Here is a 13,257-nt window from a genome sequence, read left to right on the forward strand (position 1 = left end):
CATCCGCCGCCCCTTCAGGAGACCGCGATGACTTTCAAGCCCGCCCCTTGGCCCCGCAAGCTGCGTTCGCAGGAATGGTACGGGGGAACCTCGCGCGACGTGATCTACCATCGCGGCTGGCTCAAGAACCAGGGCCACCCGGAAGACCTGTTCGACGGCCGTCCGATCATCGGCATCCTGAACACCTGGTCCGACCTGACGCCCTGCAACGGCCACCTGCGGGAATTGTCGGAAAAGGTTAAGGCCGGGGTATGGGAAGCCGGGGGTTTCCCGGTGGAAGTGCCGGTTTTTTCTGCTTCCGAGAACACCTTCCGCCCCACGGCGATGATGTTCCGCAACCTCGCCGCCATGTCGATCGAGGAACAGATCCGCGGCCAGCCCATCGACGGTTGCGTGCTGATGGTGGGCTGCGACAAGACCACGCCCTCGCTGCTGATGGCGGCGGCCTCCTGCGATCTGCCTTCCATCGTCGTGACAGGCGGTCCGATGCTGAACGGCTGGTTCCAGGGCGAACGGGTCGGCGCGGGCACGCATCTGTGGCGCTTTTCCGAGGCCGTGAAGGCCGGCGAGATGACGCAGCAGGAATTTCTGGATGCGGAGGCCGCGGTGACGCGGTCCTCGGGCACCTGCAACACGATGGGCACTGCGTCGACCATGGCCAGCATGGCCGAGGCGCTGGGCATGGCGCTGTCGGGCAACGCCGCGATTCCGGCGGTGGATTCCCGCCGCCGCGTCATGGCGCAACTCACCGGGCGGCGCATCGTGCAGATGGTGAAGGACGATCTGAAACCCTCCGACATCATGACGAAAGCCGCCTTCGAGAACGCCGTGCGCATCAACGGCGCCATCGGCGGTTCGACCAATGCGGTCATCCACCTGCTGGCCATCGCCGGGCGGGTGGGCATCGACTTCACGCTGGATGACTGGGATCGCTGCGGGCGCGATGTCGCGACCATCGTGAACCTCCAGCCCTCGGGCAAATACCTGATGGAAGAATTCTTCTATGCCGGGGGCTTGCCGGTCGTCCTTAAGCGGCTGGGTGAAGCCGGGCTGCTGCACGGGGACGCGCTCACCGTCTCCGGCGGCGCGATCTGGGACGAGGTCAAGGATGCCGTCAACTGGAACGAGGATGTCATCCTGCCGGTCGAAAAGGCGCTGACCCAACAGGGCGGCATCGCCGTCCTGCGCGGCAACCTCGCGCCCAAGGGCTGCGTGCTGAAACCCTCCGCCGCATCGAAGCACCTGCTCCAGCATCGCGGCCGGGCCGTCGTGTTCGAGGATATCGACGACTACAAGGCCAGGATCAACGATGACGATCTCGACATCGACGAAACCTGCATCATGGTCCTCAAGAACTGCGGCCCGCGCGGCTATCCCGGCATGTCCGAGGTCGGCAACATGGGCCTGCCGCCCAAGGTGCTGAAGCGGGGCATCACCGACATGATCCGCATTTCCGATGCGCGCATGTCCGGCACCGCCTACGGCACGGTGATCCTGCACACCTCGCCCGAAGCGGCGGTGGGCGGCCCGCTTGCCGCCGTGCGCACCGGCGACATGATCGAGGTCGACGTGCCCGGACGGCGCATCCACCTCGACATCCCCGACGAGGAACTGGCGGCGCGGCTGGCCGACTGGACGCCGAGCCACGATCGGGCCGAGAGCGGTTACCAGTGGCTGCATCAGCAGCATGTGGAAGGCGCGGACACGGGGGCCGATCTCGGCTTTCTCAAAGGGTGCCGCGGCGCGCCCGTGGGCAAGGATTCGCACTGATGCAGATCGCGCTTGTCGGTATCGGAAAGATCGCCGTCGATCAGCACGTTCCGGCGATCGCGGCCTCGCCCGACTGGGACCTTGCCGCGACGGTCTCGCGGCAGGGCACGGTGGCGGGGGTGGAGTCCTTCGACGATTTCACCGCCATGCTCGACGCGCGGCCCGACATCCGCGTCGTCTCGCTCTGCCTGCCGCCGGTGCCGCGGTTCGACTACGCGGCCGAGGCGATCCGCGCCCGCCGCCACGTGATGCTGGAGAAACCTCCCGGCGCGACGCTGTCGGAATGTCATGACCTCGAGGCCCTGGCGCGAGAGATGCGCGTGTCGCTCTTTGCCACCTGGCATTCGCGCGAGGCGGACAAGGTCGAGGCGGCGCGCACCTGGCTCGCCGACAGGCGGCTCCGGTCGCTGGCCATCACCTGGAAGGAAAGCGTGCGCCGCTGGCATCCGGGGCAGGCCTGGATCTGGGAGCCGGGCGGGCTGGGGGTCTTCGATCCCGGCATCAACGCGCTGTCGATCCTGACGCGGATCCTGCCCGCGCCGGTCCATGTCACCGAAGCGGTTCTGGAAATCCCCGAGAACCGCCAGACCCCGATCGGGGCGACCCTGCGCTTCCGCCATCCCGACACCACCGACGTGAGCGCGGTGTTCGACTGGCGCGAAGAGGGCGACCAGACCTGGATGATCGAGGCCGAGACCGACGGCGGCACGATGCGCCTGCTCGACGGCGGCGCCCGGCTCGAAATCGACGGGACCGAGGTCGGCGACGATCACGATGCACCGCTGGCCGGGGAATATCCCCGCCTCTATGCCGCGATGGCGCGGCTCGTGCAGAGCGGCGGGATCGACATGGACCTGTCGCCGATGCGCCATGTTGCCGATGCCTTCACCCTCGGTCGGCGCGTGACCGTCGCGCCGTTCCTCGAATGAGCGGGCAGGTCGACACCTTCGGCACCGCGCCGGATGGCAGCGCCGTCCTGCGGGCGCGGATCGAGGGGGGCGGCATGTCCGCCGCGATCATGACCTGGGGCGCCAGCCTTCAGGATCTGCGGATGCGGGGCGTGGGTCATCCGCTGGTTCTCGGCGCACCCGACCTTGCGCCCTACCTGACCGTCATGCGCCATTTCGGCGCCATCGCCGGGCCCGTCGCCAACCGCATTGCCGGCGGGCGGGCGCCTCTCGACGGACAGATCCTGCAGTTCGACCGCAACGAGCGTGACCGCACGACCCTGCACGGCGGCGCGCAGGGCACCAGCCGGTCGAACTGGACGCTGGACGAGGCGGGGAGCGACCGCTGCCGCCTGTCGATCCGGTTGCCGGACGCCTGGTGCGGCTTTCCGGGACCGATGGAGATCGCCGCGACCTATCGGCTCGACCCCGAGGGCGCGCTGGTCCTGGAACTGGAGGCGAGCACCGCCGCGCCGACCTTCTGCAACCTTGCCCATCACAGCTACTGGTGTCTGGACGGCAGCGGGTCCATCGACAGCCACAGGCTGACGATCCCGGCGGAGAGCTACCTGCCGGTCGATGCCGACCTGATCCCGCAGGGCGGCCCGGTGCCCGTCGCGGGCACGCGCTTCGACTTTCGCGCGCCGCGCGCCGTGACCGCCCCGGGCGAGGCGGGCGTGGATCACAACTTCTGCCTGCGCGACGCCACCGGCCTGCGCACCGCCTGCGTGCTGACCGGCGTCGGGCTGTGCCTGACGGTGACGACCACCGAACCCGGGCTGCAGGTCTATGACGGTTCGGGGATGAACACCGGGTCTGTCGCGGGCCTCGGGGGGCATCCCTACGGCCCCCGCGCCGGCATCGCGCTTGAGCCGCAACGCTGGCCCGATGCGCCCAACCGCCCGGATTTCCCGAGCGTCCGGCTCGACCCGGGGCAGGTCTACCGGCAGGTGTCCCGCTTTCATGTCCGCAGGGAGGGTTCCGCATGAGCGTCGCGATCTTCGATGACCGGCCGTGCCACCTCGGCGAGGGGCCGCTCTGGCATCCCCTGCGCCAGCAATTGTTCTGGTTCGACATTCTGGAACGCCGGATGCTGTCGCGGCGCGACGGGGCCGCGCTCGAATGGCAGTTCGACGAGATGGCCTCGGCCGCCGGGTGGGTCGATGCGGACACCCTGCTCATCGCGACGGAAACCGGGCTGATCCGCTTCGATCCCGGCACCGGCAGGCAGGAGCGGCTGGCGGATCTCGAGCGCGACAATGCCGTGACGCGGTCCAACGACGGGCGGGCCGACCCGATGGGCGGTTTCTGGATCGGCACCATGGGCAAGCGTGCCGAACCGGGCGCCGGGGCGATCTACCGCTTTCACGGCGGCGAGGTCCGCTGCCTGGTCGAGGGCGTCTCGATCCCCAATTCCATCTGCTTTCGCGAGGACGGGCGGCTTGCCTACTGGGCCGATACCGCGGAGCAGCGGATATTTCGCACACCGCTCGATCCGGACGGCTGGCCCGAGGGGCCGCACGAGCTGTTTCTCGATCTTGCGCCCGAGGGGATCCATCCCGACGGCTCGGTCGTCGATGCCGAGGGCGGGCTCTGGAATGCCCGCTGGGGGGCGGGGCAGGTGGCGCGCTATCTCCCCGACGGAACGCCGGACCGGGTGATCGACCTTCCCGCCAGCCGCACCACCTGTCCCGCCTTCGGCGGGCCGGGCTTCGGCCGGCTGTTCGTGACCTCCGCGCGCGAGGGGCTGAGCGCCCCGCACGCGGAGGATGGCACGGTGTTCGAACTCGCGGCCCCCGTCGCCGGGCGACCGGAGAGCCGCGTCAGGCTCTGAGCCGCCCGGCGAGCGGATCAGCCGCCGTGATAGGCCGTCACCACGTCCTGCGCGACCTGCTGGAGAAAGGCCGCATCCTCGGGCGCGATGGTGCCGAAGTAGTCATAGGCATTGCCGACCGGAGAGGTGCCGTACAGCGTCGCATAGGCCGTTGCGGCAGCAAGATAGGTGCCCAGTATCGACGGATGGCTGCCGTCGAAATCCTTGTGCAGCCTGATCTCCGGGCGGCGCTTGTAGGCCTCTTCGAAGGCCAGGGCCACGGGCACCACAAGCGCGCCGAGTTCGTTGCCGACATCGGTGTAGAACGCCTCGTTGCGGCGGATGTTCTCGGGGTCGGCGCGCTTGTGCGGTGCGACATAGGCCTGCGGCATGTAGAGCGCCACCTTGCCGCCCCGCGCCGCGATCACCTCGGCGGCAGCGGTCGCGGCGGTGCGGAACCGCTCCTGGTTCGCCTCGGACAGCGCGGCGGCGGAATGGCCCTGCAACAGGACCAACTGGAACGGTTCGTCCACGCCGATGGCGCCGGGGGTCGTCAGGCGGTCGATGTCGTGATCGGCCAGCCGCGCCCCGCCGATGGTGGCGGATTTCCACTCGAGGTCGATGCCGGGATTGTCCGCCTCGACCATACGGGACAGGTGGTTGTGCAGGCTGTCGCCGTAATAGAGATAGCTGTTGCCCACGAGCAGAACGCGCGTCGGTGTCTCGACCTGCGGCGCAATCACCGTCGGGACGTGGTCCTGCGCCCGTGCGCCCGCGGGCAGGGTCGCGGCCGTCAGGACCAGGGCAAGGGCGGCCCCGAGAACGAGTGTCTTCATCTTTGTATCCTCCGATCATGGACAAGGGAGAGGGCCGGTTCCCTCCGGTGCGGCTGGGCCGGTATCTTCCGGCATGTCGCTGCCCGCACCGCGCGACATCGCGCTCGGCGGGCCGATTGCCGTCCGTTCCGCGCGCCCGTCGCCCGTATTGCGGGCAGATGTTCCGCCTCCGGCATGGGGGGGCTCCCGATTGCACCGCGCTCCTCCGCGCGGCGATGCGGGCAGGGTAGCAGAGCCTCCGGTTGACAAAACTGCGATTAATCGCTCAACTCTTGCGAATAATGCAAGAGAGATGGCCATGAACCTGCGTGGGCTCCAGCTGTTCCGCAACATCGTCCTGACCGGCTCGCTGTCGGAAGCGGCGGACCGTCTGAACCTTTCGGCCTCGGCCGCAAGCCGGATGCTGGGCCAGCTTGAATCGCAGCTGTCGCTGACGCTGTTCTCGCGCGATCGCCGCAACCTCGAACTGACCGAGGAGGGGGCGCTGTTCTACCAGCAGATCACCAACACGCTGGACGGGATCGAGGAAATCCCGACCATCGCGCGGGACATCCGCGGCCGGGCGCGCAACTGGCTTTCCATCGTGACAGCCGCGCCGCTGGCCGCCGGCCTGATCGTTCCCGCCATCGGGCGGCTGTCACGGTCGGGGCTGGATTTCCAGTGCACGGTGCACACCGAAAGCCGGTTCGAGATCGAAAGCAAGGTGGCGGCGCGGGGCTACAACCTCGGGTTCATCTCGCTGCCGGTCGAGAACGAGATCATTCCGCTCGACATCATGCCGCTGCTGCGCAGCCGGCTCTGCGTGCTGATGCCCGACGGACATGCCCTCGCCGGGCAGGAAGAGATCGCGGTGCCCGACCTCGCGCGCTATCCGCTGGTGTCCCTCGGTGCCGGGCAGCGCTGGCGGCAGCGGCTCGACGAACTGACCGGAGAGGCGGGGCTGCGCCCGCTGGTCGCTTTCGAGACCGGATCGACCATCGTCACGGTCGAGATGGTGCGCCACGGGCTCGGCCTGACGCTGATCGACCCGGTGACCTTTCCGCGCGCCGCGCGGGCGGGTCTGGCCATGCGTCCGCTCGCCGGGGAACACTGGATCACCTATGCCAGCATCCACGCACGCGGGCCGCGCGCCGAGCTGTCCGAACAGGTCCTCGACGCGCTGAGCGCGGATATCGAGACGCAGCGCGGCGAGGATCCCTCGCTGGCGGATCTGCTCTACCTGATCTGATCTCCGGCGAGGCTGCGCGCCAGCCGGTCGGCCAGGGCCGCCGCGTCGCGGGCGATGCGCGCGCTGTCGCCGCAATAGCCCGAGGGGTCGAGCGCGTCGCGGATGCCGTCGGCATCGAGATGCGCGCCGATCCTGGGATCGGCCAGCAGCGCCTCGGCCACGGTGGCGCCGTCCCGGCGGTGGTCGAGCGCGTGGTGGATGAGATCGTGCGCCGCGGCGCGTCCGGTCATCGGAGCAAGCTGCATCATCAGGCGCTCGGTGGCGATGGCACCGCCGGTCAGCCCGGCATTCGCGGCCATGCGGGCGTCGTCCACCGCGATCCGCGCAAGCAGCCCGTCGAAACCCTCGACCAGAGTCCAGGCCAGCGGCACCGCACGGTCCAGCACGGAGCCGAGTAGCTGGTTGTTGGCGGCGTCGCCCTCGTGGCTGGAGCGCCCGGTTTCCAGCGCCGTCCCGGCCATGCCGCGCAGCTCTGCCGCCTCGGCCAGCACCTTGACGACGAACTTGGGGTTGATCTTGTGCGGCATGGTCGAGGACCCGACCGTGCCGGCATCCAGGGTCTCGGCGATCTCTCCGATTTCCTGCGTCATCAGCAGGTAGAGCTCGGAGGCGATCCGCTCGATGGTCATCGCCAGGAGCGACAGCTGCACAACGTAATCGGCGAAGAGGTCGTTGCTCGTCCGTCCCGGCACCAGCAGTTCGCGCAGGCCGAGCCGCGCGGCAAGCCGCCGGTTGATCTCGCGCCCGTCGGTGCCGAAGGCGTGCATCGCCCCCACCGCGCCGCCGAAGGGCAGGGCGAACAACCGGTCCCTGCCGCCGTCGAGACGGTCGGCGGCCCGGTCCAGTTCCTCGATCCAGCCCGCGACCTTGAAGCCGAAGGTGATCGGCAGGGCGTGCTGGCGGTTGGTGCGCCCCACCATCAGCGTTTCGGCATGGGTTCCGGCCAGCCCGCCAAGCCGCCGCACGACGCGCGACAGCGCCCGGCGGATCGCGTCGTCGGCCTGCCGGATCAGCAGGATGCGGCCGGTCTGCATGACGTTCTGCGTGGTCGCGCCCCAGTGAACATAGGCGCCCGCCTTGCCCGAGGCATCGGCCAGAAGCCGGGTCAGCGACAGGATCGGCGCCATGGTCCGGCGGATGTCGGCCATCAGCGCCGCCGGGCCGATGCGGTCCAGCGATGCCGCGGCGCGGATGTCGGCCGCCGCCCAGTCCGGGATCACGCCCAGCTCGGCCTGAACCTCGGCCAGGGTGGCTTCGACATCCAGATAGGACTGCCACAGCGTTTCACGCGCGAACAGCGTCGCGGGCGTGAGTGCGGGGTCGGTGGCGGTCATCGGGCAGTCTCCAGTGTGGTGTCTCGGTCTTCGAACCGCGGGGCGGCGGCGAGCAGCCGCGCGGTATAGTCGCTGGCCGGATGGTCCAGCACGCGGGCGGCGGGGCCTTCCTCGACGATGCGGCCGTTCAGCATCACCGCCACGCGGTCCGCGACCTGGTGCACCACCGCCATGTCATGGGTGATGATGAGGCAGGTCAGCCCCATTTCGGCGCGCAGGTCGTCGAGCAGGTTCAGGATCTGCGCCTGGACCGAGACGTCCAGCGCCGAGGTCGGCTCGTCGCAGACCAGCGCCTCGGGGCGGGTGACGAGGGCGCGGGCGATGGCGACGCGCTGGCGCTGGCCGCCGGACAATTGCGACGGGTAGGCATGCAGCAGCCGCTCGGGCAGGCGGACGAGGTCCATCGCCTCGCGCACCGCCGCCGCGCGCGAGCTGCGGTCTCCGGTCCCGGCAAGTTCGAGCGGCCGCGCGATGATCTCGGACAGGCGTCGGCGCGGGTTGAGCGAGGAATAGGGGTCCTGAAAGACCGGCTGGACGAAGCTTGCCCGCTCGGTCCCGCTCAGGCTGGCGACGGGCCGGCCGAGCATCGTGACCGTCCCCTCGGTGGGGGCGGAGAGGCCCAGCATGATCCGCGCCAGCGTGGATTTGCCGGAGCCGCTCTCCCCGATCAGGGCCAGCGTCTCGCCGCGCTTCAGTTCGAGCGACACGCCGTCGACGGCGCGGATCTCCCGGCGGGGGCCGAACAGGCCCTTGCGGGAGGAAAACACCTGGCTGATGTCGCTTGCGGCGATCACCGGCTCTTGGCCGATCGCGGGGCTTCGGCGCAGCGGTTCGGCCACGCGGGCGGCGCGCGGCGGTTCGGTCAGCACGCAGCGGCAACGGTGCCCGTCGCCATGGTCGCGCAGGGGCGGCGGCGCGGCGGTGCATTCCGCCCGCCGGTAGGCACAGCGCGGGGCAAAGACGCAGGCCTCGGGCGCGCGCAGCAGCGACGGCACGATGCCGGGGATCGCCGTCAGCCGGGCCGGAGCGCCGCCGAGCCGGGGAATCGCGTGCAGCAGCGCGCGGGTGTAGGGGTGCGCGGGCTGGCGCAGCACGTCGCCGGCCTTGCCCTCCTCGATGATTTCGCCGCCGTACATCACGGCCACCCGGTCCGTCCGTTCCGCCACGACCGCGAGATCGTGCGAGATCAGGATCATCGCCATCTCGCGCTCTCGGCGCAGATCGTCGAGCAGGTCGAGGATCTGTGCCTGCACGGTCACGTCCAGCGCCGTGGTCGGTTCGTCCGCGATCAGAAGCTCGGGGTCGAGCATCAGCGCCATGGCGATCATCACGCGCTGACGCTGGCCGCCGGAAAGCTGGTGCGGGTACTGGCCCGTCCGGATCTCCGGGTCGGGGATGCCGACGCGGTCGAGCAGGTCGACGGCCTTGCGCTGCGCCCGCGCCCCGGACAGCAGCCCGCGGGCGACGGCGGATTCCGTCATCTGCCGCCCGATGGTGTAGACCGGGTTGAGCGAGGTCATCGGCTCCTGAAAGATCATGCCGATGCGCGGTCCGCAGATCTGCTGCGCAAAGCTGCGGTCGTCCAGCGCGGCAAGGTCCTGACCGTCGAACCGCAGCGCCGTCGCGCCGCTGCGGGCGCCGCTCGGCAGAAGCCGCATCAGCGCCAGCGCGCTCATCGACTTGCCCGAGCCGCTTTCGCCGACGATCCCGAGGGATTCCCCGCGATCGAGGCTCAGTCCGACGCCGCGCACCGCGTGCAGATCGCCCGAGGGCAGGGGCAGGGTCACGCCCAGGTCCTGAATGTCGAGAAGACGTGTCATCCGTCGCGGCCCTCCGGAGATGTGACATCCCGCAGCCCGTCGCCCATCAGGTTCGCCCCGATGACCAGCAGGAAGAGGCAGATGCCGGGCAGGATCACCAGCCAGGGCCGGTAGAACATCGCCTGCTTGCCCTCGGCGATCATCAGCCCCCAGCTCGGGGTGGGCGGCTGGATGCCGACTCCGAGGAACGACAGGCTCGATTCCGCGAGGATCGCGATGCCCAGTTCGAAGGTGAAGATCACGATGATCGAGGACATGAGGTTGGGCAGGATCTCGTGCCAGAGGATCTGCCGCGCCCCGGCGCCCGACGCGGCGGCGGCGGCGACGAAATCGAGGTTGCGGATGCGTTGCGTCGCGGCCCGCGTCACCACGAGGTAATAGGTCCAGTGCAGCACCCCCACGATGCCGATCACCACCCAGATCGAGGGGCCGATGATGAACACCAGCGCCATCGCCAGCAGCAGGCCCGGCAGGGCGAGTTGCGCGGTCAGCAGGAAGCTGATTGCATGGTCCGCCCAGCCGCCGAAATATCCGGCCAGCACGCCCAGCGTCACGCCGATCAGCAGCCCGATGGTTGCGGCGCCGATGCCGATGGTGATCGACACGCGGGTGCCGTAGATCAGCCGGCTGAGGTAGTCGCGTCCGTTCTGGTCGGTGCCGAGCAGATGGTCGGGAGAGCCGCCCTCGGACCAGATCGGCGGCAGCATCCGGCTGCTGAGGGACTGGGCAAAGGGATCGTGCGGCGCCAGCAGCGGCGCGAAGATCGCGATCAGCACGATCAGCCCGATCAGCCCGGCGCCGATCAGAAAGCCGGTGTGTCCGAACATCCGGCGGCGAAAGATCTGGCCGGGAGTGAGCGTGTCGGTGTCGTGCTCGGCCTCGACCGCGGCAAGGGTGATGTCGGTGTCGGTCATCCGATACGGATCCTCGGGTCCAGCGCCGCGTTCAGGATGTCGGCGATCAGGTTCATTACGACGAAGACGATGGCGAAGACGAAGATCAACATCTGCACGGTCGGGATGTCCGCGCCGAGGATGGATTCAAGCGCCAGCCGTCCCAGTCCGTTGATGGCAAAGATGGATTCGGTGATGACGGAGCCGCCGAACTTCTGTCCCAGCTGCACCGCCAGGACCGAGATCACCGGAAGCATCGCGTTGCGCAGGGCGTGACGGCGCAGCAGTTGCCAGCCCCGGAACCCCTTGGAGCGCGCGGTGCGGATGTAGTCGGCCCCCATGACCTCGATCAGCCCGGTCCGCGTCAGCCGCATCACCGCGGGCACCGAGGAGGCGCCGAGCACGAAGGCCGGGAGCACGAAGTGCCGCCAGGTGTCGTCCCCCGAGACCGGAAAGATCGGGAAGGTCACGCCGAACAGGATGATCATGATGAGCCCGAGCCAGAAATTCGGCACCGCCTGCGCCGACACCGCCACGCCGAGCGCGAAGCGGTCGATCCAGCTGTTGGGATTGAGCGCCGCCAGCGCGCCGAGGGGGACGGCGATGGCGATGGTCACCGCAAGCGCCGAAAGCGCGAGGGTGATGGTCTCGTCCGCCCGGTCCGCGACCAGTTCGGCCACCGGCTTGTGCCAGTAGTAGCTTTCGCCGAAATCGCCCTGCACGACGCCGCCGAGCCAGTCGGCGTAACGGACGGGCAGGGGCCGGTCCAGGCCGTAGCGGGCGCGGATCGCCTCGACCACGTCCGGGGTGGCATCCTCCCCCGCGATGGCATGGGCCGGGTCGGTCGCCACGTTCAGCAGCAGGAAGGCGGCCAGCGACACGGTGAAGGCGACCAGGATCGCCAGCACCGCCCTCAGCGCGATGTATCTCAGCATGAAGTCTTCTCCCCCCGGGAAGGGCGGGCCGAAGCCCGCCCCGCAGATGTCATTTCCAGCTCGAATTCTGCAGCCTGGGCAGGCCGTCCGGGTCAAGCGGGAAGTTCAGGTCCGGAGAGACGAGGTAGTTCGCCGAGTAGCTGAACAGCGGCGCCCAATAGGCCTGGTCCGCGATATGCCCGATGGCGTCGCTGTAGATGGCCTTGCGCTCGGCGGGATCGTTGGTCTGTTCGGCGGACAGCACCATCTCCTTCAGCGCATCGTCACCCGAGAAGTTGCGGTCGGAGTCGGCGAAGTGGATGCGCGCGATGGCCGCGGTATCCGCGGTCCCGCCCGATCCCCAGGTGCCGATGTAGGCCGGGATCTCGTGCTTGGCCCGCGCCTGGTTGAGGCTTTCGAGCTTGACGTAGCGCAGGTCCACGTCGATGCCCACGGCTTCGAGATCGGCGGCCACGGCCTCGGCCGCGGATTTGTCGCGATAGGCCCAGAGTTCCAGCGGAAAGCCGTCGGGATAGCCCGCCTCGGCCAGCAGCGCCCTGGCCTTGTCCGGATCGTAGGGATAGGCGACGGCGTCCTGGTCGCAGCCGAACTGCGCCGGGTGGCAGGCGGTATGGATGGCCTCGGCCGAGCCGCCGATCAGGTATTTCGCCATCTCGGGCGTGTTGAGCGCGTGGTTGATCGCTCGCCGCACCAGCACGTTGGTCAGGGGGCCGTCCGCATCCGTCATGCCCGCCGCATCGAGAACGATGAAGCCGACGCGCAGGTCGGGGCCGCTCAGGTGCTCGGCCATCGGCGTCTGGCCGAGGCTTTCCGCCAGGTCGAGCGGCACCTTGAACAGCCAGTCGACCCCGCCCGACATCAGTTCGGCCTGCTGCGTGCCGATGTCGGGAATGTTGCGCACCACGATGTTGCGGATGGCCGGAGCCGTGCCGAAATAACCGTCGTAGCGTTCCAGGACCAGTTCCGTGCCCGGCTCGAAGGACACGACCCTGTAGGGGCCGGTGCCGATCAGGTGGCTCGCCATGGCGTCGCGGTCCACGGTGCCGCCCGCATCATAGGTGCCGGCCTTGCGCAGCATGATCCGCGCGCCCATGTCGCGCAGCACCAGCGGATAGACCGACTTGAGGTGGAAGCGGACGGTGGTCGGGTCGATCACCTCGGCAGTGTCGAGCCAGCGTTCGACCACGCCCGAGGCGTTGGATTCGCTCTCCGGCCCGTTGATCCAGTTGTAGGTATAGGCGACGTCCTCGGCAGTGAGCGCGGAGCCGTCGTGGAAGGTCACGTCGTCGCGCAGCGTCACGTCCAGCGTGGTGTCGTCGACGAAGGTGTAGCCGGTCGCCACCGAAGGCCGGATCTCGGAGGTCGCGGAATCGATGTCGAACAGAGTCGCATCGGTCAGCTGCGCAAGAATGATGTATTCGCGCTTGGTGGTGTAGTTGTAGTCGAGGTTCAGGATCTCCTCGGCCATCGCGACCCGGAGCGTGTCATCGGATTTCCCCGCGAAGAGCGGGCCGGCGGCGGCGGTCAGTGCGACCGCACTCGCCATGCACAGAGTGCGCCAACGTCTGGTCAGCATGTCATCCTCCCTTGAATGCTGGGCCGAAGCCTATCGGAGGAAGTTTCTTACAGGAATTGCAAATGGCAGAGTATCTGCTGCAATTCCTGCAACTGACCTCCCGGT

The 13,257-nt window shown here is 68.8% G+C and carries 11 protein-coding genes; 5 read left to right on the forward strand and 6 right to left on the reverse strand.

Features of this window, described 5'->3' with window-relative positions:
• Positions 1–27: 27 nt before the first annotated feature.
• From araD to ACN0RJ_RS06740, 4 genes are read left to right on the forward strand one after another with little or no spacing between them, the layout of a single operon-like run.
• Entirely contained in the window at positions 28–1,770 is a 1,743-nt protein-coding gene (araD, locus tag ACN0RJ_RS06725; RefSeq protein WP_417723782.1) for an L-arabinonate dehydratase, read from the forward strand.
• Complete coding sequence (locus tag ACN0RJ_RS06730) at positions 1,770–2,699, forward strand: Gfo/Idh/MocA family protein (RefSeq protein WP_417723783.1); 930 nt, start codon at positions 1,770–1,772, stop codon at positions 2,697–2,699. The genes araD and ACN0RJ_RS06730 overlap by 1 nt, the downstream gene beginning before the upstream one ends.
• Positions 2,696–3,706, forward strand: a complete 1,011-nt coding sequence (locus tag ACN0RJ_RS06735; RefSeq protein ID WP_417723784.1) for an aldose epimerase family protein — start codon at positions 2,696–2,698, stop codon at positions 3,704–3,706. Before ACN0RJ_RS06730 ends, ACN0RJ_RS06735 begins: the two co-directional genes overlap by 4 nt.
• Positions 3,703–4,551 carry an SMP-30/gluconolactonase/LRE family protein gene (locus tag ACN0RJ_RS06740; protein WP_417723785.1) on the forward strand — a complete coding sequence of 283 codons (849 nt, stop codon included), beginning with the start codon at positions 3,703–3,705 and terminating at the stop codon, positions 4,549–4,551. The genes ACN0RJ_RS06735 and ACN0RJ_RS06740 overlap by 4 nt, the downstream gene beginning before the upstream one ends.
• A 17-nt stretch (positions 4,552–4,568) precedes the next feature.
• On the opposite strand, the gene ACN0RJ_RS06745 is transcribed toward ACN0RJ_RS06740, so the two are convergent.
• The gene (locus tag ACN0RJ_RS06745) at positions 4,569–5,366 is read right to left on the reverse strand and encodes a hypothetical protein (RefSeq protein WP_417723786.1); all 798 of its coding nucleotides are present in this window, start codon (positions 5,364–5,366) and stop codon (positions 4,569–4,571) included.
• A gap of 298 nt (positions 5,367–5,664) precedes the next feature.
• Between ACN0RJ_RS06745 and ACN0RJ_RS06750 the strand changes: the two genes are divergently transcribed.
• Positions 5,665–6,594 (forward strand): LysR family transcriptional regulator, encoded by a 930-nt coding sequence (locus ACN0RJ_RS06750; RefSeq protein ID WP_417723787.1) that lies wholly within the window; start codon positions 5,665–5,667, stop codon positions 6,592–6,594.
• On the opposite strand, the gene ACN0RJ_RS06755 is transcribed toward ACN0RJ_RS06750, so the two are convergent.
• The 5 genes from ACN0RJ_RS06755 to ACN0RJ_RS06775 are packed head-to-tail and all read right to left on the reverse strand — an operon-like array spanning position 6,582 to position 13,152.
• Positions 6,582–7,928: a lyase family protein gene (locus ACN0RJ_RS06755; RefSeq protein ID WP_417722758.1), complete on the reverse strand. Its 1,347-nt coding sequence runs from the start codon at positions 7,926–7,928 to the stop codon at positions 6,582–6,584. The genes ACN0RJ_RS06750 and ACN0RJ_RS06755 overlap by 13 nt on opposite strands.
• Positions 7,925–9,748 carry a dipeptide ABC transporter ATP-binding protein gene (locus ACN0RJ_RS06760; RefSeq protein WP_417723788.1) on the reverse strand — a complete coding sequence of 608 codons (1,824 nt, stop codon included), beginning with the start codon at positions 9,746–9,748 and terminating at the stop codon, positions 7,925–7,927. Before ACN0RJ_RS06760 ends, ACN0RJ_RS06755 begins: the two co-directional genes overlap by 4 nt.
• Entirely contained in the window at positions 9,745–10,662 is a 918-nt protein-coding gene (locus ACN0RJ_RS06765; protein WP_417722756.1) for an ABC transporter permease, read from the reverse strand. Before ACN0RJ_RS06765 ends, ACN0RJ_RS06760 begins: the two co-directional genes overlap by 4 nt.
• Positions 10,659–11,576 carry an ABC transporter permease gene (locus ACN0RJ_RS06770; RefSeq protein WP_417722755.1) on the reverse strand — a complete coding sequence of 306 codons (918 nt, stop codon included), beginning with the start codon at positions 11,574–11,576 and terminating at the stop codon, positions 10,659–10,661. Before ACN0RJ_RS06770 ends, ACN0RJ_RS06765 begins: the two co-directional genes overlap by 4 nt.
• 49 nt (positions 11,577–11,625) lie before the next feature.
• Positions 11,626–13,152: an ABC transporter substrate-binding protein gene (locus ACN0RJ_RS06775; RefSeq protein WP_417723789.1), complete on the reverse strand. Its 1,527-nt coding sequence runs from the start codon at positions 13,150–13,152 to the stop codon at positions 11,626–11,628.
• Between the last annotated feature and the right edge of the window lie 105 nt (positions 13,153–13,257).

It is taken from the genome of Salipiger sp., from assembly GCF_048261495.1.
Taxonomy (GTDB): domain Bacteria; phylum Pseudomonadota; class Alphaproteobacteria; order Rhodobacterales; family Rhodobacteraceae; genus Salipiger.

Bases quoted from the DNA above. Each gene is read 5' to 3' on its own strand.
- ACN0RJ_RS06745 (WP_417723786.1), bottom strand. From the start codon at position 5,366: ATGAAGACACTCGTTCTCGGGGCCGCCCTTGCCCTGGTCCTGACGGCC.
- ACN0RJ_RS06735 (WP_417723784.1), top strand. From the start codon at position 2,696: ATGAGCGGGCAGGTCGACACCTTCGGCACCGCGCCGGATGGCAGCGCC.
- ACN0RJ_RS06775 (WP_417723789.1), bottom strand. From the start codon at position 13,152: ATGCTGACCAGACGTTGGCGCACTCTGTGCATGGCGAGTGCGGTCGCA.
- ACN0RJ_RS06760 (WP_417723788.1), bottom strand. From the start codon at position 9,748: ATGACACGTCTTCTCGACATTCAGGACCTGGGCGTGACCCTGCCCCTG.
- ACN0RJ_RS06740 (WP_417723785.1), top strand. From the start codon at position 3,703: ATGAGCGTCGCGATCTTCGATGACCGGCCGTGCCACCTCGGCGAGGGG.
- ACN0RJ_RS06770 (WP_417722755.1), bottom strand. From the start codon at position 11,576: ATGCTGAGATACATCGCGCTGAGGGCGGTGCTGGCGATCCTGGTCGCC.
- ACN0RJ_RS06755 (WP_417722758.1), bottom strand. From the start codon at position 7,928: ATGACCGCCACCGACCCCGCACTCACGCCCGCGACGCTGTTCGCGCGT.
- araD (WP_417723782.1), top strand. From the start codon at position 28: ATGACTTTCAAGCCCGCCCCTTGGCCCCGCAAGCTGCGTTCGCAGGAA.
- ACN0RJ_RS06730 (WP_417723783.1), top strand. From the start codon at position 1,770: ATGCAGATCGCGCTTGTCGGTATCGGAAAGATCGCCGTCGATCAGCAC.
- ACN0RJ_RS06765 (WP_417722756.1), bottom strand. From the start codon at position 10,662: ATGACCGACACCGACATCACCCTTGCCGCGGTCGAGGCCGAGCACGAC.
- ACN0RJ_RS06750 (WP_417723787.1), top strand. From the start codon at position 5,665: ATGAACCTGCGTGGGCTCCAGCTGTTCCGCAACATCGTCCTGACCGGC.